Consider the following 23,444-nt stretch of genomic DNA (forward strand, 5'->3'; position numbering starts at 1 on the left):
AGACAGAAAGGAGAAGGTTACGCTAATAGGAATTATAGTGAAGTTATAAGTAACATTATGTTGGGAATATTTTTCTGAATAGTCTTTTTGTTTATGAGAGGTCAAGAATCAAATTGGTAATAAACTTGTTCTAAGTTTCTGCATAACAAAAGTGAAGTTATTCCGCAATAAAAGTATAAGCAATGTACAGTATAATTTCACCTTTTGTTGTCTAGTAAGGAGTTTGCTGACAAAACTAAGAGGGATATTATCAAATTGAAATTAAACAATGTTATGACAAGATTAACTGTAAGCATTGGTTTATTGATCCTCACGATTCTGTAAGTTAAACCGCAACTTTAGGAAAGAATTAATAATTTACTACTCATAGGGTGCCTGATTCAAATATAGTTAATAAATTTTTGTTATTTATATTTTAAAAAATAGAGTATCGAAATGAGAGATAAATAAAATCCTTACATCCTATTAGAAGTAAAAAACAACGATATTAACGTATCTGAAAGATTTCTCCTTCTTCTCCAGTTTACAAAGAGAGCGGTCGTACAAGTTATATGAATTAAGTTATAAAAACAATGGTAAAGGAGTGTACGGAATGAAAACTAAAATAATGACAGGATTTTTAATAACATCCATTGTAACTGGAGCAACTATTCCTATCAATACTCTCGCAACACCAATCGTTCAAGCAGAAACTCAACAAGAAAATATGGATATTTCTTCATCATTACGAAAATTAGGTGCGCAATCTAAATTAATCCAAACGTATATTGATCAATCTTTAATGAGTCCTAATGTACAGCTAGAGGAAGTCCCAGCTTTAAATACCAATCAATTCCTAATCAAACAAGATATGAAGGAATGGTCATCGGAACTCTATCCACAGTTAATTCTATTAAATTCAAAAAGTAAAGGATTTGTAACAAAATTTAATAGTTATTACCCGACATTAAAATCGTTTGTAGACAATAAAGAAGATAGAGAAGGGTTTTCGGATAGACTTGAAGTACTTCAAGAAATGGCTATGACGAATCAAGAAAATGCGCAACGACAAATCAATGAATTAACAGATCTTAAATTACAGCTTGATAAAAAATTAAAAGATTTTGATACTAATGTGGCAACTGCGCAAGGCATACTAAGTACAGATGGAACAGGAAAAATAGATCAGTTAAAAAATGAAATATTAAATACCAAAAAAGCAATTCAAAATGATTTACAGCAAATTGCATTAATACCAGGGGCTTTAAATGAACAGGGATTTGCTATATTCAAAGAAGTTTATAGTCTTTCAAAAGAAATTATTGAACCAGCTGCTCAAGCAGGGGTGGCAGCGTATAACAAAGGAAAAGAAATTAACAACTCTATTCTAGAAGCGGAGAAAAAAGCGGCGCAAGAAGCGACAGAACAAGGTAAAACTGCTCTAGAGATTGAATCAGCAAAAAAAGCAGCTCGTGAAGCAATTGAGAAAAGCAAACAAGGTGAAATAGCAGCCGCAGCCGCAGCAAAAACACAAGAGTATGACCTGATGAAGGTCATTGATACCGAAAAGATTAAGAAAACATTTGGTGTTTTTGCTGAAGTAAATAAATTAACAGCAGAACAGCGAGCATATTTAGATGATTTAGAGAAACAAAATCAAAAAATATATGATTTAACAACGAAACTATCAATAGCTGATTTACAAAAATCAATGCTTCTTCTTACACAAAATGATTTGCATACGTTTGCAAATCAAGTAGATGTAGAACTGGATCTACTAAAGCGCTATAAAGAAGATTTAAATCTAATAAAAAATAGCATTACAAAATTATCTACTAATGTTGATACAACTAACGAGCAGTCTCAAAAAGATACATTAAGACAATTAAAAAATGTAATAAGTTACCTTGAAGAACAAGTATATAAATTTTAATATTGCGTTTTTGGGGAATTCATAAAGATTATAAGCATTTAGCGAAAGAAGGAGAATAGTCATGAAAAAATTTCCATTCAAAGTACTAACTTTAGCTACATTAGCAACTGTTATAACTGCTACTACCGGTAACACTATTCATGCATTTGCACAAGAAACGACCGCTCAAGAACAAAAAGTAGGCAATTATGCATTAGGACCCGAAGGACTGAAGAAAGCATTGGCTGAAACAGGGTCTCATATTCTAGTAATGGATTTATATGCAAAAACAATGATTAAGCAACCAAATGTAAATTTATCTAATATCGATTTAGGGTCAGAGGGGGGAGAGTTGCTCAAAAATATTCACCTTAATCAAGAGCTGTCACGAATCAATGCGAATTACTGGTTAGATACAGCGAAGCCACAGATTCAAAAAACTGCTCGTAATATTGTAAATTACGATGAACAATTTCAAAATTATTACGACACATTAGTAGAAACTGTACAAAAGAAAGATAAGGCAGGTCTAAAAGAGGGTATAAATGATTTAATTACTACAATCAATACAAATTCAAAAGAAGTTACAGATGTGATTAAGATGCTACAAGACTTCAAAGGAAAACTATATCAAAATTCTACAGATTTTAAAAATAATGTTGGTGGTCCAGATGGGAAAGGTGGATTAACTGCAATATTAGCAGGTCAACAGGCAACGATTCCACAACTTCAAGCTGAAATTGAGCAACTTCGTTCTACTCAGAAAAAACATTTTGATGATGTATTAGCATGGTCAATTGGTGGTGGATTGGGAGCAGCTATTTTAGTTATTGCAGCTATTGGAGGAGCGGTAGTTATTGTTGTAACTGGCGGTACAGCAACACCGGCTGTTGTTGGTGGACTCTCGGCTCTTGGTGCAGCTGGTATCGGTCTAGGAACTGCGGCTGGTGTCACAGCATCTAAGCATATGGACTCCTATAATGAAATTTCTAACAAAATCGGAGAATTAAGTATGAAAGCAGATCGTGCTAATCAAGCAGTTCTTTCACTTACTAACGCGAAAGAAACATTGGCATATTTATATCAGACTGTAGATCAAGCGATATTGTCTCTAACAAATATTCAAAAGCAATGGAATACAATGGGCGCAAATTATACAGATTTACTGGATAATATCGATTCTATGCAAGACCACAAATTCTCTTTAATACCAGATGATTTAAAAGCCGCTAAAGAAAGTTGGAATGATATTCATAAAGATGCAGAATTCATTTCAAAAGATATTGCTTTTAAACAGGAGTAGAACTGAAATTTAAAACCTAAATTGGAGGAAAATGAAATGATAAAAAAAATCCCTTACAAATTACTCGCTGTATCGACGCTATTAACTATTACAACTGCTAATGTAGTTTCACCAGTAACAACTTTTGCAAGTGAAATTGAACAAACGAACAATGGAGATACGGCTCTTTCTGCAAATGAAGCGAGAATGAAAGAGACCTTGCAAAAGGCTGGATTATTTGCAAAATCTATGAATGCCTATTCTTATATGTTAATTAAGAATCCTGATGTGAATTTTGAGGGAATTACCATTAATGGATATGTAGATTTACCTGGTAGAATCGTACAAGATCAAAAGAATGCAAGGGCACATGCCGTTACTTGGGATACGAAAGTAAAAAAACAGCTTTTAGATACATTGAATGGTATTGTTGAATACGATACAACATTTGATAATTATTATGAAACAATGATAGAGGCGATTAATACAGGGGATGGAGAAACTTTAAAAGAAGGGATTACAGATTTACGAGGTGAAATTCAACAAAATCAAAAGTATGCACAACAACTAATAGAAGAATTAACTAAATTAAGAGACTCTATTGGACACGATGTTAGAGCATTTGGAAGTAATAAAGAGCTCTTGCAGTCAATTTTAAAAAATCAAGGTGCAGATGTTGATGCCGATCAAAAGCGTCTAGAAGAAGTATTAGGATCAGTAAACTATTATAAACAATTAGAATCTGATGGGTTTAATGTAATGAAGGGCGCTATTTTGGGTCTACCAATAATTGGCGGTATTATAGTGGGAGTAGCAAGGGATAATTTAGGTAAGTTAGAGCCTTTATTAGCAGAATTACGTCAGACCGTGGATTATAAAGTAACCTTAAATCGTGTAGTTGGAGTTGCTTACAGTAATATTAATGAAATGCACAAGGCCCTTGATGATGCTATTAACGCTCTTACTTATATGTCCACGCAGTGGCATGATTTAGATTCTCAATATTCGGGCGTTCTAGGGCATATTGAGAATGCAGCTCAAAAAGCCGATCAAAATAAATTTAAATTCTTAAAACCTAATTTAAATGCAGCGAAAGACAGTTGGAAAACATTACGAACAGATGCTGTTACATTAAAAGAAGGAATAAAGGAATTAAAAGTGGAAACTGTTACTCCACAAAAATAGGGAAATATTAATTCTGTTGTAAAGTGAACTAAAACATAGAAAGTCTATGATTACACTGTTAAACAGAAAAGTAATAATTAATAAATCCTTATATAACAGAAAGGCGGAGTCTCATTAAAGACTTCGCCTTTCAATTATATATAAGTATGATTCGAATAAAAAATAACCTTGTAGTTTAATTGCTTTTTTTAAATTTGTAACAGAATCGGTTAATTTGAAGTAGATTATATACATTTTCTTTAATACTTAATGATTTGAAGGCTGCTAAAGAAAGTTCAAACGATATTGATAAAAGATGTAGAAATCATTTTGAAAGACATCGCTTTTTAATAAGATTAGAACTTGAAACCATGCCTTATATAGGAGGAATACGAAATGATGAAAAAAATCCCTAATAAACTACTCGCTATATCAGCGTTTTTAACTATAACAACTACTTATGCAGTCATACCACTAGAAACTTTTGCAATTGAAATTGAACAAACGAACAATGAAAATATATCTCTTTCAGCAAATGAAGAACAGATGAAAAAAGCTTTGCAAGATGCTGGTTTATTTGCAAAAGCTATGAATGAATATTCTTATTTGCTAATTAATAATCCAGATGTGAGTTTTGAAGGAATAACTATTAATGGAAATGCAGATTTACCTAGTAAAATTGTACAAGATCAAAAGAATGCAAGAGCACATGCTGTTACATGGAATACACAAGTAAAAAAACAGCTTTTTGATACATTGACAGGCATTATAGAATACGATACAAAATTTGAAAATTATTATGAAACATTAGTAGAGGCGATCAATACTGGAAATGGAGATACTTTAAAAAAAGGGATCACAGATTTACAGGGAGGAATTCAACAAAATCAAAAGTCTGCAAAAGCATTAAAAGAAGAATTAATTCAATTAAAAAATGCTATTGGAGAAGATGTTAGAACATTTGGAAGTCATAAAGAGACATTGCAATCGATTTTAAAAAACCAAGGTGCTGATGTAGAGGCTGACCAAAAGCGTCTAGAGGACCTTTTAGGACAAGTAAAATATCAGAAAGACATAGAATCTAAGGGCTTAGACATGGTGAAAATCCCCTTTATTCCAACCTTGATTGCTGGTGGCATAATGATAGGTGATGCAAGAGGTAAGTTAGGTTGGCTAGAACCTGAATTAGCACAATTACGTCAGACTGTAGATTATAAAATAACATTGAATCGTGTAGTTGGAGTTGCATTTCATAATATTAGTGATATGCATAGTATGCTTGATAGTGCTATCACTGCTCTTACTTATATGTCTACGCAATGGGAGGATTTAGATTCTCAATATTCGGGTGTACTGGGACATATTGATAAAGCTGATCAAAAAGCTGATCAAAATAAATATAAATTCTTAACCCCCAGCTTGAATGCAGCGAAAAACAGTTGGAAAACATTAAAAACAGATGTTGTCACTTTGCAAGAAGGGATAAAAATTGCAGAGAAAAAAGAACAGGATTTTTTGAATCAGCTTCGTCCATCAAACGTTTTTTACTTTTATAAAAAAATTCATAACGCATACACTTTTGAAATAAAGACTGGAACAAATGCGCCAAATGCGTCTTATAAAGTTATGAATTTAACTAAAAACACTGTTCATAATATGTGGAGTGGAGGGGCTAATACTAACATGTGGGCTGATTGGCTTTCATTCAATCCAAATGATGAATTTGCGGTAGTAGCAGTAGTGGATGGTAAAGAATATGTTGTGTATAAAGACAAAGTACAAAATATAATGAACTGAATCTGAAAGTAACGAAGTAATTGGAGCTGGAGAATAAACTAGACACCAAGTTAATTGAAAAATCTCCTTATATCCTAGAATATTTTGCTCAAGAAAAAGAATTTGTTCAGCGAAAAAGTAAATATTGAACCAAGGAGTTAGTTGTATTATGTGTATGGTTTTACCGAAAGGTTTCAAGTACATTACTCATACAATTATGTAGTTATCCTGAAGCATCTACAGGTGTTCTTATCGACCTTGAAGAACTACTTAGCTTCCTAAGTGGAGTGACTTTATGCAAAATTAAGTGAACGTTTTTGTACATAGATTAGTTGACATTTATATAGATTTTTTTCATTTTCAAAGATAGTTTTGTTTTTTATGTTATTTTTCAAAAATTACTGTTGAAGTTTCTATATTCATGAATCAGCATATAATTATTGTTTGATGAAATGACATACCACGTCCCTTAGAATTTCATACGTATTACGATAACTTAAAGAAAAAAGATAATAGTAGTCAACGGTTACTATTATCTTTTTTGAACTATTTTTCATTAAAATATCTCATCTGCTGTGCTCCTTATTTACTTTTCCAGATTTTATCCTAGTTTAAAATTTATGCATTTGAACTGTTTATACAATTTGTAGGATTTTTAGCTTTTTTGTCGAATACACTTAATGCAAGGAGGGACATTACATGATTATTAAAGATTATTTCATCAACCTTTCTATTTTTTCTTTATTAGTTAGCGCAGCAATATTTATTCAAGTGTTTACAATTAATTCTAGTCGATATTTCGAAAAGCTCTATGGAGGGATTATTGCAGTTACGTTAATGTTCTTTTCTTTTCCATACATGGGATTTTCCTACGATCTTCGAGTTGTTCCTCTTATTCTATCTTTTATTTACTTTGGTCGTATTGCTGGTTGGATTACGTTAATTAGCATAATTGTAATGCGCATCTTTTACACTGGAGGGTATTGGGAACCTCCTGTGATTGCTTATTTAGGTATGGGGATTCTATTTTCTACTTTTAAAACTTATTTTAAAAAACTACATCCTTTTAAAAGTGCATCGTTATATTTTTCTGTTTTTATTGGAATAAAGTGGTTAGTTGGCGTATTATTTAATAATACATTACTTTACACAGGAGGCCTATTATATATAGCGTTAGGACTTTTAATTGGGCTATTTCTTATGGAAGCCTACCAGAGATTGTATCATTTAACACAGGACTTATCTAAAATGAATCGAGAATTAAAAAAATCGAAGCAAGAACTTGCAGATACCGTACATGAGCTTCAAGGAGGAATTTTTAAATTTAAAAAAGTGGGTAAGCACTTTATACACACTTTATGTGATGGACAGTTTTATTATCAAAACGGGTTTTATTCTGAACAGGTGGTAGGAAAAAGCTTACGTACTATTGATGCTTCTATTGTTCCTCCACATTTAGTTCCACAATTGATGAAGTACTATCTTCAGGCATGGGAAGGAAAAGAAATTATATTTGAATTACCTTGGCCAAATGATAAAACTATTATTCTTATTGCGCTTAGGCCGATTAAACGAAATGGACAAGTTATTGAAGTTGTTGGTTCTACAGTTGATATAACCGAAAGGAAAAAGGTAGAATCAGAATTAAGCGCTACCAAAGAATTATTGGAATCATTTATAAAGCACAATCTAGATGCTATTACCATTTCTGATCGAGAAGGGCATATTTTACAAGCGAATAAAGCTTATGAAAAGATATTTGGGTGGTCATCACAAGAAATCATAGGTAAGAGATTACCTTGTGTACCAGATTTTTTAATGGAAGAATCGCTTAGAAATATTCAGAAAATTCTAACAGGAGAATTTGTGGTTACTAGATTAGAAACTGTTAGACAAAGGAGTGATGGGAGTCTTCTTGATGTTAGTCTGACAGTTTCCCCTATACTAGATGTAAGAGGAAATGTGATAGCTTTATCAGCAATATGTAGAGACATCTCTGAAAGAAAACAAGCAGAAAGAGAACGACATCGATTACACCAGCAATTAAGAGATAGTGAAATGAAGTACCGTGCACTAATCGAACAAGCAACTGATGCGGTATATGTAGTAGAGCTGAATGAAGAGAATGCTCCAAGTCGATTTATTGAGGTAAACCCTGTTGGGTGTAGAAGGTTTGGATATAGTAGAGAAGAGTTGCTCTCATTATCATTTTCAAATATAGTACCACAAGATTCTCAAATGATCGTAAGGTTATTAGAAAAAATTAAAAAAGGACAAACTTCCTTCACTTTGCAAGATGAATATGTTTTTCCAACAGGAAAAGTAATAACAACTGAGTTTAGTGTTCGTGTTTTTAACTTAAATGGTAAAAAAGTTTTCCTAAGTATTTCTCGTGATATCACTGAACGGCTAAAAACAGAAGAATTATTACGAAAATCTGAAAAACTTGCTGTTGTAGGACAATTAGCGACTGTAATGGCTCATGAGATTAATAATCCATTAACTGCAATGAAAGGGTTCATGCAATTACTAAAATCAACGGAAAGTGAGAATAATCAGGGTTATATTAATATAGTATCATCAGAGATTGAGCGTATAGAGAGCATTACAACTGAATTTATGGCGGTAGCCAAACCACAGGTGGTAAAAATGCAACCTAATAACATTAGTGTGCTAATGGATCAAGTTTTAATGCTACTACAACCTCAAGCAATGATGCATAATATAAAATTTAGAATCGATCTTAACCCTGGTATTCCATTGATTTCATGTGAAGGAAATCAATTAAAGCAAGTATTTGTTAATATATTAAAAAATGCAATTGAATCTATGCCGATGGGAGGAGAAATTCTCATTCAATTAAATATACTTGATAATAATCAAGTAAGTATTCGTTTTATCGATCAAGGGTGTGGGATTCCAAAAGAACGTATACCATACCTCGGAGAACCTTTTTATAGTATTAAAGAAGAGGGGATTGGCTTAGGATTAATGATCTGTTATAAAATCATTGAAACACATCAGGGAAAGGTATTTATTGAGAGTGAAGTGAATAAGGGGACTATAGTTGAAGTCACGCTACCTATTTGTACACTTCAAAATTAATATATTCTTTTTACTGAAATTTTTTAAGAAACCATACAAAATGTAATGCTAATGTTACTTAATGAAATAATAAAGAGAAGAATACTGGTAAATGTACCCTATAGAATAGACACTTGAAAAAACCTGTTATAAAAACATCCTTTCTTTAGAACCAAAAGAAAGGATGTTTTTAATATTGTAATTTTTCTTGGAGACATTTCAATTTTTTACTTGTAATACATTTTTTAACTAATTTTGGTTAAGTTAGTTAAAAAGGAATTATTTTTAATGAGCATATTGACATATAAATATCCCTCATTTTTAAAATAGAAATTTCTAAAAAATATTTATAGGTTCTTTTTGAAAGGAAGGGTATTATCAATTGAAACCACATGAAAAAGTACCTGTTCACTCTATAAAATCTTTGCAGGAATTAATGCAATTACTAAAAAAATCTAAAGATTTTATAACGTTGGAAATTGCTTCTAATAATTCCTCTATAGTCATTTCATATTTTAGAACATTAATCGATGTAAATATATTTCATGAAGAGGTTTTGACTTATATAAAAGAGAAGAGCTTCGATTCGTTACAAGATATTCACTCTGTCTTACCTTTTGAGAATTCAAAAATAACAAATCAAATGGAAGATATTCAGGATAGTATTTTAAATGGCTATATACTTATTCAGTTCGATACAGATAAATTAAATTGTTTGTTAGTAAATGTGTCAAAGAAAGAAAAAAGGGATATTACAAAAGCTGAAATTGAATATAATATTGTGGGTCCGCAAATCGCATTTGTCGAAGATTTAGATGTAAATTTAAATTTAGTACGTAGAAAGCTTCCAACACCTTATTTACAAATGAAAGAATTGAAAGTAGGATCTCTCTCTAACACAACTGTTGCGATTGTATTTATTGAGGGAATTGTAAATGATCAAAATCTACAAGAAATTATAAAAAGGGTAAGTCAAATAAAAACAGACCATGTTTTGGATAGTACTTATTTGATGCAGTTAATTGCAGACAACCCGAATTCTATATTCCCTCAATTTTTGAATACAGAACGTCCGGACCGTGTGGCAGCTGTATTAGCAGAAGGGAAAATTGCACTTTTTGTAGATGGCTCGCCTTATGCCATCACTCTTCCAACAACATTAATTGATTTTTTTTCTACGACAGAAGATTACACCATGCCTTGGATTATAGCCTCTTTTTTTCGTCTATTAAGGCTTTTTGCTTTTATATTTTCTGTCTTAACGACGCCATTATATGTCTCGATCTTAACATATCATTACGAGCTTATCCCAAAAGAACTTCTTGAAACGTTAATCATATCGAGAAGTAAAGTACCTTTTCCTCCATTAATTGAAGCACTTTTTTTAGAAATAACAATTGAATTACTGAGAGAAGCGGGGGCACGTTTACCAACTAAAGTGGGTTTAACTGTCGGTATAGTAGGTGGTATTGTGATTGGACAAGCATCGGTAGAAGCAAGTCTTACAAGTAACGTACTTATTATCATTGTTGCACTTTCAGCTCTTAGTTCATTTACAGCACCAATATATCGTATTGGTAATACAATTCGAGTAATTCGTTTTCCTTTTATAATATCTGCACACCTATTGGGCTTATTAGGAATTGTTTTAACAAGCTCTTTGCTTTTAGCACGTTTATTACGTACAGAATCATTAAGACGTCCTTATTTGTTTCCTTTTTATCCTACACGCCCTACAGATTGGAAAGACAGTATTATACGTATGCCGATCTCAGCGATGTTTCGACGTCCTATTTTTTCAAGGTCTAAACAGCGTTTTCGCTTTAATCCAGAAGAGGTAGAGAAAAATAAAATACTATCAAGAAATGATTTTGATGATTGAATTTAACAGGGAGGAGCATTATGAAACAGATCCCAATTGAGTATCAAGTCTCTCCATATATGGTATTTTTTTTAATTATTACTATACAGATGGGAGTTGGTATGCTTGGTTTTGAAAGGATTAGTGCAAAATTAGTTGGAAATGATGCGTGGATTAGCACGCTACTTTTTGGAATATCTGTTAATCTTATGATTTGGATCATATATCAGATTTTAAATCAGGGCAATGGAGACATCATTGCAATCAATCAAAACGTACTTGGAAAATGGATTGGTGGATTGCTCAACTTCATTTTTTTATCCTATATTGTATTATTAGGTGCAACAACACTACATACTTATATCGAAGTAGTACATGTTTGGATGTTTCCTTCAATTTCATCTTGGGTTATAGCGGGGGCGTTTTTGGGTCTATGTTATTACATTGTGACTGGAGGATTTCGTGTAGTTGCCGGAATCGGCTTCTTTGGAATCGTTATCCCAAGCATTCTAATCTTCACATTTTTTTATCCTTTGCAGTATGCAGATTTCCAGAATTTATTTCCAATTGCACAGCATTCATTCCTAGAAATTATGAAAGGAATGAAAGGAAATATGTTTAGTTTTTTTGGATTTGAAATGTTATTGTTGTACTATCCATTTATTAAAAAGGCAAGAACGTCTCAAAAATATGCGCACTATGCAAATTTAGTAACGACTATTGTCTACACATACCTTATGATTTTAACTCTTGCGTTTTTTAGTGAAAAGCAACTTGCGAACGCGATATGGGCATATTTAAGCATGATTAAAATTATACAATTTCCCTTTATAGAGCGGTTTGAATACATTATTGTTTCTGTTTGGGCTTTTTTTATATTACCGAATGTTTCCTTTACATTATGGGGAGTAAGTCGTGGTATAAAAGAGGCACTGGGAATAAAGCAAAAATATGTTTTGCCAGTTATCATCCTATTCATCTTTATTTTGTCATTTTTCTTGAATAACCGTAATAAAATTAACTTATTAAATACTTGGACAGGTCAAATTGGCTTTGTATATATATATGTATACCTACCTGTACTATGGCTAATTCAAACGGCCAAAATAAAGTTAAGGAGATAAATATGAAGCGCTGGATACTTTTCCTTATATTGGGTGTCTTCTTAATAGGTTGTGCTAAAACAAAAATTGTGGATGACATTGATTTAGTTCAAGTTGCGGCATATGATACTGAAGCAGAAGGTAAGCTAAAAGGAACCTTTGCGATTTCAGCTTATAAAGGAGGCGGGGAAGGTGAAACAAAAATCTATTCAGCATCAGGCCAGACTGGTAGAGAAGTTCTTGCAAGAGCATCCGAAAAATCTTCTGGACCTCTAGAGTTGGGGCAATTGCGTGTTATTATTTTTAATGAAAAAATAATTGAAAAGGGAATGCAGGAAATTTTAGAGACTTTGAACCGCAATCCTAGTGTAGGAAATGCAATTTATTTAGCAATTACAAATGTAAAAGGGGAATCACTATTAAAGGGGAACTATTCTAAAGAAAAAGAAATTGCTTCTTATCTATCCTCTTTACTGGAGCAAAATATGAACAATGGAACGCAACCAAAAACAAACTTTTTTATGTTTTTAAATCAACTTGATGATGATGCGAGAGATTCCTATTTACCGATGATATCTAAAAAAGGGAATGTGTTGGAGTTAAATGGAATAGCACTTTTTAAAAGATGTAAAATGGTTGATAAAGTGAACCCTAAAGATTTATTTGTATTTAAATTGTTGACAGATAATTTTAAACAAGGTACATACCAATTCAAACTACCTGGTTCTTCAAACACTTATGCCACGATAGAGAATATAAAAGCTAGAACAAAATATAAGATGGAGGGGAATAGTAAGCATCCATTCGTAAATGCTCATATTCAAGTTAAAGCTGAAATTCAAGAATTTACAAAAACAAAAAATCTAGATAATCCTAAAGAAATAAAAAAATTAGAAAAAATTATGGAAAAAGAAATAGAAAAAAAAGCAACTACATTGATAAAGAGGTTTATTAAAAAAGACACAGATCCTATAGGACTTAGAAAGCTTGGTAGAACTCACGTAAGAAAATGGAACAGTCAAGAATGGGAAGAATCCTATAAACATTTACGTTTTCGTGTAACAGCTGACGTAAAAGTAACCCAATCTGGTGTTACAGAATAAATAAATCAAATAAGATATGGAAAATTTCAATAAAAAAATATAGTCTCGCAGGAGATTAGGGAGAAGAGAAACTATTAACAAAGCATTTCATAAACATTAAGATGCTTTGTTAATAGTTTTTATACTTTTATAGCCATATCACTAATATGGGGTATAGAATTCCAGAAGGCTGGCGGATATGTGGTGAAAATGTGTATGCTTGTCATAGTATTCACTATATAGCACTGACGTCCTATTTTTATGTCTTTTCAATATGGAATGAGAAAAATGAATGTTTATCGTGGGATGCAACAGTTGCATGGTGTAAAAAGTTAGGCCTTGCACACGTTCCATTGTTATATCGGGGCCCTTATAATGAAAAGGTAATTTATTCCATTTTAACTTGGTGAACGGTAGAGAAAATACAATGAATTGTAAATGAAATCTGTACGGGAATCTAGTACCGTATAGTACAGTGCATATGAAAAACTCCTCAATGTTATCTCTCAAAAAATAATAATTCTCGGCTTTATAAACTGTATTTTCAAAAATATTGCGAGCTTGTAAGAAAGATGAAAGGTAATTCAATATGAGATAAACAACTTTACTACTACAATGAAAAACAGAATCATTCTTAAAAATCATGAGATACGATATCAATTTATTTGCGTGTTTAATTTATTTTACTAAATATTCCAGTTTCAATAAGGAAAGTCGAATCAGACTATTAACGAATGGTATATTATTCGTATTTTGGAAAAGTCAAAATGAAGACAAGTATCTTCTATCAAATCTCATTCTTGGTGTATACATTTGAAGGGAATTTCTCATATGAAATTAGTAAAAGTAAAAGATCTTAGTTAGGAGAAGGATGATAATGTTAACAAATTCTATGGGAAGGTGAAGAAAGAAGGTAGCGTAGGCCTAATCATTAGGGGGCAGACGCCTCTCTTTTTTTATGTCGCAAATAGCATTAATTCGTTAATTAATTTATATGAGATTATCTTAAATAAGTTAGTTAAAAAAGAAAAATAAAAGTGAGTAAAAAGATAAAAATACACAGGTACGTAAAAAATAAGGAAGTTGTATTTGCAAGTGTTTTAGTTGGGTGTGATATCAATTGTATTGGTAAAGGTGAATATTACGTTTAAATTGCCATGGATGGAAAAGGAGGGGTTTCAAAATCTATGGATGGTAAAGTGACGCGAAAGGAGTATGAATATACATTATCGGGTTTTGATAAGGAAGGTAAAGAAAAAGAGTTAGAATTTATTGCACAAAAGAATCTTCGTAAAGAAGCATTCCTACGTGTATATTATTCAGATAAAAAGGTGTAACAGCTTGGGAGGAAGTGCAGGAAGACGAGCTCCCGAAGAAAGCAAAAGAAAAACTAGGTGTGAAATAATCATTTATTTGTGATGGTGGATTCTTCTAGGTTGAGGGTCCGCCGTTTTTTATTATATGTTATGTTGTAGTTTTTATATAAAGCATATTGAAAAGATAGGTTAAATCTTCTGGAATAATATCTCCATAATTAATAACTTGTACAATAACCTTTCAATTATCACTAAATCCATTCATATCAACAAGTTGTGCCATATATCCGTTTGTAGCAATATCTTTTAAAGTACGCTAAAAATACCTTTTATTTTATTTTATCTTATCTTTACCTTATCTTTAAATTTTTATATTAAACTTGAAACCTTAAAGTATTGATGTATGAGTCTAAAAAGGGTGGGAGATAGGTGTTCATTACATAGTTTGTATATAACCAATTACCTTTGAAAAATTGAATTTCTTATACGAGGAGGAATATATGAAGGATACAAGTAAAAATCAAATTATAAAAGCGTTCCTTATTAGTATTTTAGGCTTAGGAACAATACTTGGAATGCTATATTTTAATCATAAAACCAATATTCAACAAAATAAAGCGCAAGCCACCGAAAAACGTGTATTGCAATATGAGTCTACCCTAAAAAAAGAATTAGAAAAATATAATTTAGGAGAGAAAACACCAATTTTATTAGGAATTATGTATCAAGAGAGTAGAGGTGAGGGAAACGACCCTATGCAGTCATCCGAATCACTTGGATTAAAGCCAAATGAAATTCAAGAGACAAGCTTGAGCATTAAACAAGGGGTAAAGCACTTTGCTAAAATGTACAAATATGGAACGGACAAAGATGTTAGCATAGATACAATTATTCAAAGTTATAATATGGGGCCAGGGTATATTGATTTTATTGCTAGTCAAGAAGTTAAACAACACTCGGAGGATTCGGCCAAAAAATTTTCTAAGATGAAAGTTGATCAAAATCCAGCCATGTATACTTGTGGTGAAAATAAAAATAATTTTAGGTATCCATATTGTTATGGTGATTTCACATATGCCACAAAGGTAAATGAAAAAACAAAACTTATTGAAGAACTTCTTCAAAATGTACATAGCTTTTCTAAATAAGTTGCAGAATGAAATATAATGATACCATCAGTTATTAACAATAATATCTAAGAAAAAACTACTTTCTTTCTTAGTTCGCATAATTTTCAAAAACAAATCCCGTGGATGTTAATATTTGTTATATAATATATTTGTCAAAACATTACCCCTAAAGTTTCTAAATTCAAGCTGTAAGATAGTTTGTTTGGCCCGTATTTTCACCTTGAAAGTGGAGTTTAAATATAGTTGCAATTTTTTGAGGGGGAAAAGTAAATGTTTATAAAAACAGAAAGATTATTAATACGAAAATTTGAGTTCAAAGATTGGCAAGCTGTTCATGAGTATACATCAGATATCAATGTTATGAAATACATACCTGAAGGGGTCTTTACTGAAGAAAATACAAGAAACTTTGTGAATGAAAACATTGGTGAAAACGCTAAAAACTTTCCTGTAGTATTAATTGATAAAGATATTCTGATTGGCCATATAGTCTTTCATAAATATTTTGGTGAGCATACATATGAGATTGGTTGGGTGTTCAATCCTAAATATTTCAATAAAGGATATGCTTCTGAAGCAGCAAAAGCTACTTTGAAATATGGCTTTAAGGAAATGAAATTACATAGGATTATAGCTACATGTCAGCCACAAAATACCCCATCATATCGAGTAATGGAGAAGATTGGAATGAGAAGAGAAGGCTATTTCAGGAAGTGTATACCACATGGGAATGAATGGTGGGATGAATATTATTACGCTATTTTAGAAGAAGAGTAGTGCCTAGGAACGCATCATTTAAATTGACACTCCTATTCTTAAATAGGCAAGTTGGCTATCTTTAATGGGGATCCTTGCTACTAAAGGCGAACTTTATTTCCGGTATCGCTGACGTGCAAAACTTTGTATAATCTGATCTTATCTCTAAATCACAACTGTTACTCCCATCACCATCAAGTTAAAGTTTCATTTTATTTTGCTAACTTGATGGTGATGTGACGTAACGTTAATTATTTGAAAATTTCAAAAAGTCCCCTTAGTCATGTTAAAGGGACCTTGATCACGCAAATGATATGTAAGCCAATTTATTTTTGATATACAGATTATTTGTATAATAATTTTTATAAATAATTGCTAAATAGTAAATTTACATAAATGCTTTTAGAAGTTCTTGAATTAATGGGATTGCTCCACCTATAAATTTTAAAACTGCCATTGCGATTTCCATATTATTCTCTCCTCTTTTTCGTATTAAGATGTGATAAATCTTTATAACCTCATCATAGTAACCGCTTATAATAATAACAATACATTTTCGTATGCAATATTGCATATTTATACATTGGATCTCTATTATTCATTTTTTAATGGTACTATAGCGAGGTGAGAGTCTTTAAGAGTTCTCCTTAATAGGAGGAAATATGGAAAGAGTGCAAGCGATTTACAGTAATCAAAAATTTAAGAGTTGGGTTAAACAGGTATTAGCTGTAGGAGGAGTAATAGGGGGCTGTTATTTGGTGTTATATGTTTTCTGTTTCTTAGTTATCATGTAAATATTATACAACTAAACTAGTAGAGTCTTGCCTAGAGAGGTAAGGCTCTTTTATTGTAGTACCTGGAGATGAGCAAACTACATACAATATCTCTCAGGTTTTTCAGATCACTTTGTATAATTCCTTATTTAGAACACTAATTTCTATTATTGAAACTAAATAAACATCTATTTAAAAGTTTCAATTTATATTGAAAACAGAATTCCATTGATAAAAAATATGTTTTTACTAGATACATATTAAAAAGACAAGCATAAATTATATTAGATTTTGGCAAAGTCTTTTTGACTTGGAAAAGGATTTAAATCTTACTTATAGATTTGATTCCTTTTTATATACTATAATCATTATATTTCTACGTAAATATAATACATTAATAATGATTTAAAAGCAAGAATTTTAGTAGCGGTACGTTCACACATCCATCAACTTAAGATTTTAAAGTAGCTCTTAAACAAAAAAATTCTTTTTTTAATTGATTAATTAATAGTAAACAAGGAAGGTTGGCAAATTAACAACTAAAGAGATTTCTTCAGGTAAGCTAATAAGTAATCTATCAAAAAGTCCTTTACAAAATTTATACCTAAGTCAATTATAAGATCATGTAAATTTAAAATAATGTAAATATTATACATTTTTGCAAAAGGCACTCATTGACACTTGTGTATATAAGTAACTATACTCGTTACATCAAATTGAATGTGTGATAATACGATTTTATTATTATTACAAACATGTAAATATAAAAATAGAAAATCCCAATTTGATAAATACAATGGTAGAGGTGTTTATTTTAATGAAGCACAAATTAATTGCAACAGGTATCCTTGCAGGATCTATATTATCCTATTCTTCTAATATTTTAGCAGATACTCATACATTCCCTGATGTTCCTGTATGGGCCGATAAATCTGTTAATTATTTAGTTGATAAACAGGTATTGAATGGTTATCCAGATGGAACTTTTGGTTCAAATGACTCATTGGACAGAGCTTCGGCTACAAAAATTATGACAAAAGTTTTAGGGATACAAATTGATCCTAATGCAAAACCATCTTTTACTGATTCACAAAATCACTGGGCTACTCCTTATATTGCTGCTGCTGAAAGAGCTGGTATTGTTAAGGGTGAAGGTAATGGAATCTTCAATCCATCTGGAAAAGTAACTCGCGCTGCTATGGCTACGATGTTAGTAAATGCATATAAACTACAAAGCACAGCAAATCATAACGAGCAGGTTAGATTTGTAGATTTAAAAGGGCATTGGGGAGAAAAATACGCCAATATTTTAATAGATTTAAAAATCTCTAATGGTACCGAGAACGGTTGGCAACCAAATAGATTTATAACACGTGCTGAAGCTGCTCAACTTACTGCAAAAACAGATATGTTACAACAAAATTTAAACGATGAAAAAGAGATTATTACTGCTACCTCATATGAAGATTTAAATTTAACAGTGGCTTCGAAAATTACAGCTCAAGAGATTGATAGTTTTATTGCGAAATATCATTCGGATAGTCCTTTAGTTGGCCATGGGCAAGATTTTATCAATGCGCAAAATCAATATGGTGTGAGTGCTCATTATTTAGCAGCGCATGCGATTTTAGAATCTGGATACGGAAAATCAGAAATCGCATATCAAAAACATAATCTATTCGGTCTACGTGCATATGATGGAGATCCGTTTAAATATGCGAAATATTTACCAAGCTACGGCGATAGCATTGCTTATAATGCTAATTATGTACGAGAAAGATATTTGGAAGAAAGCGGTATGTATTATAACGGGCCAACATTAACTGGCATGAACGTGAAATATGCATCAGATAAAGGCTGGGCTAAGAAAATTGCAGGCATTATGGAACGTATTAAACCGTTTCGTGTAGAAGACTATACATATGCAAAAAAATTACCAAAGAATCCTGAAACATTAGATGTCGACGCGTTATCTAATGAAATTCCATATAAAATGTATGCAGACGATTCAAGCTCAAATGTTGTATCATCAGCTACTTACTATCAGGTACCTTATCCATTTAATTTAAAAATTAAAAGTAGACCAGATGTAGCTGTCGAGGAGAATAAAGTTGGTACAGTAACTCCTGGAACAACCATCTTTATTTATCGTGAAGATCCAAATGGATGGGTAGAATTCTCTTTTGAAGCGAATGGAGAAAAATACTGGACATTAAAAAGTAAATTAAGTATGTAATTAAAAAGATCTATTTCACTAGTTTTAATCTCATATAATTGAGAGACAAGTTTTTTACTTTCTTAAAATAAAGTTATGTATACAAGAAAAGTTAGAGAATTATTTTCTCTAACTTTTCTTCGCTAGTATTTGAAATTAAAAAGATGGTGGAGTTACTCCAAATATAACAGTGACTTTGTTTAAAGAAGTGTTTTCCCACTTATGCTTTGCATAAGGTGGGATTTTAACACTATCACCTGTATTGAGAAGTAAAACCGCATCATTTAGATATAGTTTCACTTGTCCTTCCATAATAAATGCTATTTCTTCCCCTTTATGTGCCACAGGCTCCATAGATGAAGCAGTTTGAGGTAACAGATTCATTAAAGCCAATTCTAGTGCTCCATCTAAATTAGGAGATAATAGCTCATACGAAACATTGCCGCTTTCAGGAAAAATTATTTTTTTCCTTTGGTTAGCTCGTACAACTAATTCTTCTGTATTGGTATCCTCTAAGAAAAAATTAAACAATGGAATATTTAATGCTACAGAAATTAATTTTAGTGTTTGTAATGAAGGATTTGTGATTCCTTTTTCAATCTGACTTAACATGGAAGGTGTTATATCAGCTAACTCTGCTAAACGCTTACTGGTTAATCCGGCACCTTTTCTAAATGCCCTAATTCTGTGACCAACATTAATATCGTTCATATATGTAATCCCCTTTAAATAAGTAAATAAAATTAAATAATTATTAATTTTATTTACTTATACTTAATATATTGTTAATATATACTTAATTATAATAAATTATGATTAAGTTTAAAACATCATATGTACATATGGCAGCAGCTGCGAAAAAGTGGGAAAAAGATTTACTTAGAAACAAAGGGGCTACTATTTTTGAATATACAGCGGGCTATAGTAAAGCAGTAGAAGAAGGAAGAATACAAGTTAATAAGAATCAAATGTGCTATTTGATTGACGATGAAAAATCAAAGCATTTATTTTAAGGTTATGCAGTAGCTGCTACTCGTCTGAATAATTGATATACAAATAAAAGTTGATGAATCGCATCCTCTATTTGTATATCTACCGTGTGGAGTAGGATTTGGTGGTGTTTCGTTCGGTTTAAAAATTATTGTACGGGATCATGGACATGTAATTTTTGTTGGGCCTACCATTTTCCGTATATGCTAATAGGTATGATGACCGTATTATATGATGGGATTTCCATACAAGATTTTTAATGAAAAGGATTCTAATAAGTAAAGGACAACTTAAGAGTAGACTTCAATGCTGTATTGTAAAATTTTTAAGGAAGTGAAAATAGTATGAAATCAGCTTTAAATAGTATTATGATCTCCTCGATTCTTGCAGTAGGAGGGATCCTTTCGCTTTTGTTTAATTTAATGGGGGATCAAGATTGGATCTGGAATTGGGTAGGGTTATTACTGGCATATCTATCTTTGGGCATTTTAATCGGTTTATATAATAAAACTGTGGATCACAAAACATTTCCTAAAATACTAAAAAGAACTTTGTTTATTTCCTTTAATGCTACTATATTAGGGATAATAATAGGGGTAACATACCAACTATTAGGAAAGTGGAATCTTACTATAATGATGTATTATTGGTTGATAATTTTATTATTACATTTAATTACTATAATAACATTAGTCATCCTAGTATTCGAAAACCGTAATAGTAAAAATTACAGCTTACTATATAGTTTTATTATACTTTTAAACATTGTCCTTACCTTAGGACCAGTATTATTTCCAGTAGTTCTAACTATTATAGGAAATGCCATGAACGCTAGTGCAGGGCACTAATTTTCACCTATATAGATTATTAAAATGATTAGTCCAAAATTGAGATTGGTTAAGTTAAAAAACTTAATAAACAAATAGGATAGTAAAACTAAACGACATAAAGTGGAATGATTTGATAGAAAGAAGATTATAATATGAAAATTAAGCTTAAGAAAAAAAGAATTATAAGTGTATTGTTGGCTATTACATTAGTAGCAATAGGGTATTACATGTTTCAATCTATTACGAATCCTAAGCTGGTAAATGCGGAAGAGGCAAATAGTGTTCAACAAGTGAGCAGTCTACCTAAAAATGAATTGAAAAAATCGATACCTAATCGTTTTGATGGTAAAGAAAGAAAAGTTGTATATTTAACTTTTGATGATGGACCAGGAAAATATACAGCTAATCTATTAGATGTATTAAAGAAAAATGATGTGAAAGCAACATTCTTTTTAATTGGCGATAACGTGAAAAGGTTCCCAGATTTAGTGAAACGAGAGCATGTAGAAAACCATTATGTGGGCATGCATAGTATGACACATGATTTTAAAAAGCTGTACACCAATCAGGAATATGTTAAGGAAATGAAAGAAGATCAATCTTTAATTAGAAATGTTATTGGAAACACACCGAAATTAACACGTCCACCATATGGATCAATGCCTGGCTTAAATGAATCACTTCGAAATGAAGTGGTCGGAAATGATTTGAAAGTATGGGATTGGACAATTGATTCTTTAGATTGGAAATACAATAAATTACCTGTGGATGTAGCGGCCGCAAAAATTGTTCAAAATGTCTTAGCAGGTGCGACGTCTTCAAAGGAAATTGTTTTAATGCACGATATTCATCCACAATCTGTCGCAGCAGTTCCAGCAATAATAAAAGGATTAAAAGAAAAAGGGTATGAATTTGAAGCTTATGATGAGAATAATCATTTTCCAATAAACTTCTGGCATGATAATCGTATATAAAGAGATGTATTAGTTAAAAGAAAATCAGAATGGAATAAGCAAATCATATAGGGTTTAAATATTTGTAAGAGCGTGTTTAGATAGATGAAACACGCTCTTTTTACTGGGCTATTTTATTGTAGATTTAAGTATAGGCTTTCTAATTTCAGAAAAATTTATATGATTTTTTCATTCATTTCTACATAAGCGTTGGATATTTCGTATGTTTGTCTAGAGTGAAAAGAACTCATAAAAAACCGCCATTATTCACGTTCTTCTTCATATAATTGCACCGCACTTATTTTTTGTATGTGGTTAAAACTAGTTTTTAAGAAGCATATGTTTTAGCAACTGCAGAAATTCTGTATCACTTTTATCATCTTTTATATAATCCTGTTCGTAGTTAAAAATCATTCGTACTAACATAAAAGCTGTAAGCGGTAATGGGACCTTATGCAAAGCTCCTTGCTGATAACCTTTTTCAAGTAAATTACTTATCATGTTAATTGCTTCTTCTTCAGATTGTTTAAAACAAGTTGTAATTTCAGGTGAATGGTACTCTTTATATTCTTGAAAGAGTGTAGAAACAAATGGATCTTGATGATATTCTAGGCTGATATAATGAAGAATTTTTTGTATTCGAAGTAAAACATCTTTTTCTTCTTTATATAAATTAAATAATTGTGAGCGTTTAAGCTGAATATGACGCATATAGCAGTCACATAATATTTCAGTTTTATCTGTATAGTAATAATAAATAGTACCTTTACCAACTTTAGCTGTCTTTGCAATTTCATCAACCGTTGTGTTACGGACACCACGCGTAGAGAACAGTATTGTGGCAGATTGAATGATTTTCATTTTTTTATTTTCTTTTTCTAATTTGATCATTGTCTACACCCTATCCTTGAAATATTTAGCGAAGTTTTCTGTCTTTACATTCTGTATTAGTTCATTTCTAATTTTGTAAATCCTAATAGAAAGTCCTCTATTTGCTTCTTATAGAATAACATACACCATTCTTATTTCTAGTATATAACTATAATAGAATGCAACTGTATCACTTAGGATGAAAATGAAAGTTTAAGGTAATAATTTTTTAATCGGACGATGAGAATTCAAGTGAAAGGGGACGGTGATTTCTTTCTTGAGTGAATTATTTGATTTTTTATTCAATTCATTTTATTATATAAACATGACTAAAAGATGATTTTAGTCGGATTTTTTTACGAAAAACC

18 protein-coding genes and 3 pseudogenes are annotated in these 23,444 nt (G+C 31.4%); 18 read left to right on the forward strand and 3 right to left on the reverse strand.

The window, feature by feature from the left end; genetic code table 11:
• Window positions 1–592: 592 nt before the first annotated feature.
• The 13 genes and pseudogenes from hblC (at window position 593) to MHH27_RS12655 (ending at window position 16,466) form a co-directional block, all read left to right on the forward strand.
• Entirely contained in the window at window positions 593–1,912 is a 1,320-nt protein-coding gene (gene hblC, locus MHH27_RS12590; RefSeq protein WP_000850229.1) for a hemolytic enterotoxin HBL lytic component L2, read from the forward strand.
• Between the two features lie 61 nt (window positions 1,913–1,973).
• Window positions 1,974–3,194: a hemolytic enterotoxin HBL lytic component L1 gene (gene hblD, locus MHH27_RS12595; protein ID WP_000714435.1), complete on the forward strand. Its 1,221-nt coding sequence runs from the start codon at window positions 1,974–1,976 to the stop codon at window positions 3,192–3,194.
• A 36-nt stretch (window positions 3,195–3,230) separates the two neighbouring features.
• Window positions 3,231–4,358 carry a hemolysin BL binding component B gene (gene hblA, locus MHH27_RS12600; protein WP_000591969.1) on the forward strand — a complete coding sequence of 376 codons (1,128 nt, stop codon included), beginning with the start codon at window positions 3,231–3,233 and terminating at the stop codon, window positions 4,356–4,358.
• Window positions 4,359–4,733: 375 nt separating this feature from the next.
• On the forward strand, window positions 4,734–6,134 hold the full coding sequence (gene hblB / locus MHH27_RS12605; RefSeq protein ID WP_340942777.1) for a hemolysin BL regulatory component HblB: 1,401 nt from the start codon (window positions 4,734–4,736) through the stop codon (window positions 6,132–6,134).
• Between the two features lie 20 nt (window positions 6,135–6,154).
• Window positions 6,155–6,382, forward strand: a pseudogene (locus MHH27_RS12610) (hypothetical protein); the annotation flags it as partial.
• Between the two features lie 430 nt (window positions 6,383–6,812).
• A complete protein-coding gene (locus tag MHH27_RS12615; protein WP_340942780.1) occupies window positions 6,813–9,218 on the forward strand; it encodes a PAS domain S-box protein in 2,406 nt (801 codons plus the stop codon).
• A 361-nt stretch (window positions 9,219–9,579) separates the two neighbouring features.
• A complete protein-coding gene (locus MHH27_RS12620; protein WP_000802303.1) occupies window positions 9,580–11,079 on the forward strand; it encodes a spore germination protein in 1,500 nt (499 codons plus the stop codon).
• A 20-nt stretch (window positions 11,080–11,099) separates the two neighbouring features.
• On the forward strand, window positions 11,100–12,182 hold the full coding sequence (locus MHH27_RS12625; RefSeq protein WP_000809705.1) for a GerAB/ArcD/ProY family transporter: 1,083 nt from the start codon (window positions 11,100–11,102) through the stop codon (window positions 12,180–12,182).
• Between the two features lie 2 nt (window positions 12,183–12,184).
• On the forward strand, window positions 12,185–13,264 hold the full coding sequence (locus MHH27_RS12630) for a Ger(x)C family spore germination protein (protein ID WP_000832858.1): 1,080 nt from the start codon (window positions 12,185–12,187) through the stop codon (window positions 13,262–13,264).
• Window positions 13,265–13,407: 143 nt separating this feature from the next.
• Window positions 13,408–13,638 (forward strand): annotated as a pseudogene (locus MHH27_RS12635) (RNA ligase family protein); the annotation flags it as partial.
• Window positions 13,639–14,400: 762 nt separating this feature from the next.
• A pseudogene (locus tag MHH27_RS12640) lies at window positions 14,401–14,648 on the forward strand (YxeA family protein).
• A 411-nt stretch (window positions 14,649–15,059) separates the two neighbouring features.
• Entirely contained in the window at window positions 15,060–15,707 is a 648-nt protein-coding gene (locus MHH27_RS12650) for a lysozyme family protein (RefSeq protein WP_000655741.1), read from the forward strand.
• 252 nt (window positions 15,708–15,959) lie between these two features.
• A complete protein-coding gene (locus MHH27_RS12655; protein WP_000470143.1) occupies window positions 15,960–16,466 on the forward strand; it encodes a GNAT family N-acetyltransferase in 507 nt (168 codons plus the stop codon).
• Window positions 16,467–16,833: 367 nt separating this feature from the next.
• Here the strand turns inward: MHH27_RS12655 and MHH27_RS12660 are convergent, their stop codons facing one another.
• Window positions 16,834–17,019, reverse strand: coding sequence for a hypothetical protein (locus MHH27_RS12660; RefSeq protein WP_002094014.1), 186 nt, complete (start codon window positions 17,017–17,019; stop codon window positions 16,834–16,836).
• Window positions 17,020–17,107: 88 nt separating this feature from the next.
• Between MHH27_RS12660 and MHH27_RS12665 the strand changes: the two genes are divergently transcribed.
• Together MHH27_RS12665 and MHH27_RS12670 are read left to right on the forward strand one after the other, a co-directional pair.
• Window positions 17,108–17,239, forward strand: coding sequence for a hypothetical protein (locus MHH27_RS12665; protein ID WP_000442767.1), 132 nt, complete (start codon window positions 17,108–17,110; stop codon window positions 17,237–17,239).
• Window positions 17,240–18,035: 796 nt separating this feature from the next.
• On the forward strand, window positions 18,036–19,454 hold the full coding sequence (locus tag MHH27_RS12670) for an S-layer homology domain-containing protein (RefSeq protein WP_025118711.1): 1,419 nt from the start codon (window positions 18,036–18,038) through the stop codon (window positions 19,452–19,454).
• 135 nt (window positions 19,455–19,589) lie between these two features.
• On the opposite strand, the gene MHH27_RS12675 is transcribed toward MHH27_RS12670, so the two are convergent.
• Complete coding sequence (locus MHH27_RS12675) at window positions 19,590–20,144, reverse strand: helix-turn-helix domain-containing protein (RefSeq protein WP_000997928.1); 555 nt, start codon at window positions 20,142–20,144, stop codon at window positions 19,590–19,592.
• A 131-nt stretch (window positions 20,145–20,275) separates the two neighbouring features.
• Here MHH27_RS12675 and MHH27_RS12680 point away from each other — a divergent pair, with 131 nt between their 5' ends.
• The 3 genes from MHH27_RS12680 (at window position 20,276) to MHH27_RS12690 (ending at window position 22,227) form a co-directional block, all read left to right on the forward strand.
• A complete protein-coding gene (locus MHH27_RS12680) occupies window positions 20,276–20,446 on the forward strand; it encodes a serine dehydratase (RefSeq protein ID WP_306802062.1) in 171 nt (56 codons plus the stop codon).
• Window positions 20,447–20,767: 321 nt separating this feature from the next.
• The gene (locus MHH27_RS12685; RefSeq protein WP_000833547.1) at window positions 20,768–21,271 is read left to right on the forward strand and encodes a DUF3902 family protein; all 504 of its coding nucleotides are present in this window, start codon (window positions 20,768–20,770) and stop codon (window positions 21,269–21,271) included.
• Window positions 21,272–21,405: 134 nt separating this feature from the next.
• A complete protein-coding gene (locus MHH27_RS12690) occupies window positions 21,406–22,227 on the forward strand; it encodes a peptidoglycan-N-acetylglucosamine deacetylase (RefSeq protein ID WP_016083086.1) in 822 nt (273 codons plus the stop codon).
• Window positions 22,228–22,527: 300 nt separating this feature from the next.
• Here the strand turns inward: MHH27_RS12690 and MHH27_RS12695 are convergent, their stop codons facing one another.
• On the reverse strand, window positions 22,528–23,097 hold the full coding sequence (locus MHH27_RS12695; protein WP_000593069.1) for a TetR/AcrR family transcriptional regulator: 570 nt from the start codon (window positions 23,095–23,097) through the stop codon (window positions 22,528–22,530).
• Between the last annotated feature and the right edge of the window lie 347 nt (window positions 23,098–23,444).

Source organism: Bacillus sp. FSL L8-0152, from assembly GCF_038006365.1.
In the GTDB taxonomy this organism is placed as follows: Bacteria; Bacillota; Bacilli; order Bacillales; family Bacillaceae_G; genus Bacillus_A; species Bacillus_A cereus.

Excerpts from the sequence above, each read along its gene's own strand:
- MHH27_RS12625 (WP_000809705.1), top strand. The coding sequence starts at position 11,100 with ATGAAACAGATCCCAATTGAGTATCAAGTCTCTCCATATATGGTATTT.
- hblD (WP_000714435.1), top strand. The coding sequence starts at position 1,974 with ATGAAAAAATTTCCATTCAAAGTACTAACTTTAGCTACATTAGCAACT.
- hblC (WP_000850229.1), top strand. The coding sequence starts at position 593 with ATGAAAACTAAAATAATGACAGGATTTTTAATAACATCCATTGTAACT.
- MHH27_RS12670 (WP_025118711.1), top strand. The coding sequence starts at position 18,036 with ATGAAGCACAAATTAATTGCAACAGGTATCCTTGCAGGATCTATATTA.
- MHH27_RS12695 (WP_000593069.1), bottom strand. The coding sequence starts at position 23,097 with ATGATCAAATTAGAAAAAGAAAATAAAAAAATGAAAATCATTCAATCT.
- MHH27_RS12675 (WP_000997928.1), bottom strand. The coding sequence starts at position 20,144 with ATGAACGATATTAATGTTGGTCACAGAATTAGGGCATTTAGAAAAGGT.
- MHH27_RS12615 (WP_340942780.1), top strand. The coding sequence starts at position 6,813 with ATGATTATTAAAGATTATTTCATCAACCTTTCTATTTTTTCTTTATTA.
- hblA (WP_000591969.1), top strand. The coding sequence starts at position 3,231 with ATGATAAAAAAAATCCCTTACAAATTACTCGCTGTATCGACGCTATTA.
- MHH27_RS12655 (WP_000470143.1), top strand. The coding sequence starts at position 15,960 with ATGTTTATAAAAACAGAAAGATTATTAATACGAAAATTTGAGTTCAAA.
- MHH27_RS12680 (WP_306802062.1), top strand. The coding sequence starts at position 20,276 with ATGGCAGCAGCTGCGAAAAAGTGGGAAAAAGATTTACTTAGAAACAAA.
- MHH27_RS12650 (WP_000655741.1), top strand. The coding sequence starts at position 15,060 with ATGAAGGATACAAGTAAAAATCAAATTATAAAAGCGTTCCTTATTAGT.
- MHH27_RS12660 (WP_002094014.1), bottom strand. The coding sequence starts at position 17,019 with ATGCAATATTGCATACGAAAATGTATTGTTATTATTATAAGCGGTTAC.
- MHH27_RS12665 (WP_000442767.1), top strand. The coding sequence starts at position 17,108 with ATGGAAAGAGTGCAAGCGATTTACAGTAATCAAAAATTTAAGAGTTGG.
- MHH27_RS12630 (WP_000832858.1), top strand. The coding sequence starts at position 12,185 with ATGAAGCGCTGGATACTTTTCCTTATATTGGGTGTCTTCTTAATAGGT.
- MHH27_RS12685 (WP_000833547.1), top strand. The coding sequence starts at position 20,768 with ATGAAATCAGCTTTAAATAGTATTATGATCTCCTCGATTCTTGCAGTA.
- MHH27_RS12690 (WP_016083086.1), top strand. The coding sequence starts at position 21,406 with ATGAAAATTAAGCTTAAGAAAAAAAGAATTATAAGTGTATTGTTGGCT.
- hblB (WP_340942777.1), top strand. The coding sequence starts at position 4,734 with ATGATGAAAAAAATCCCTAATAAACTACTCGCTATATCAGCGTTTTTA.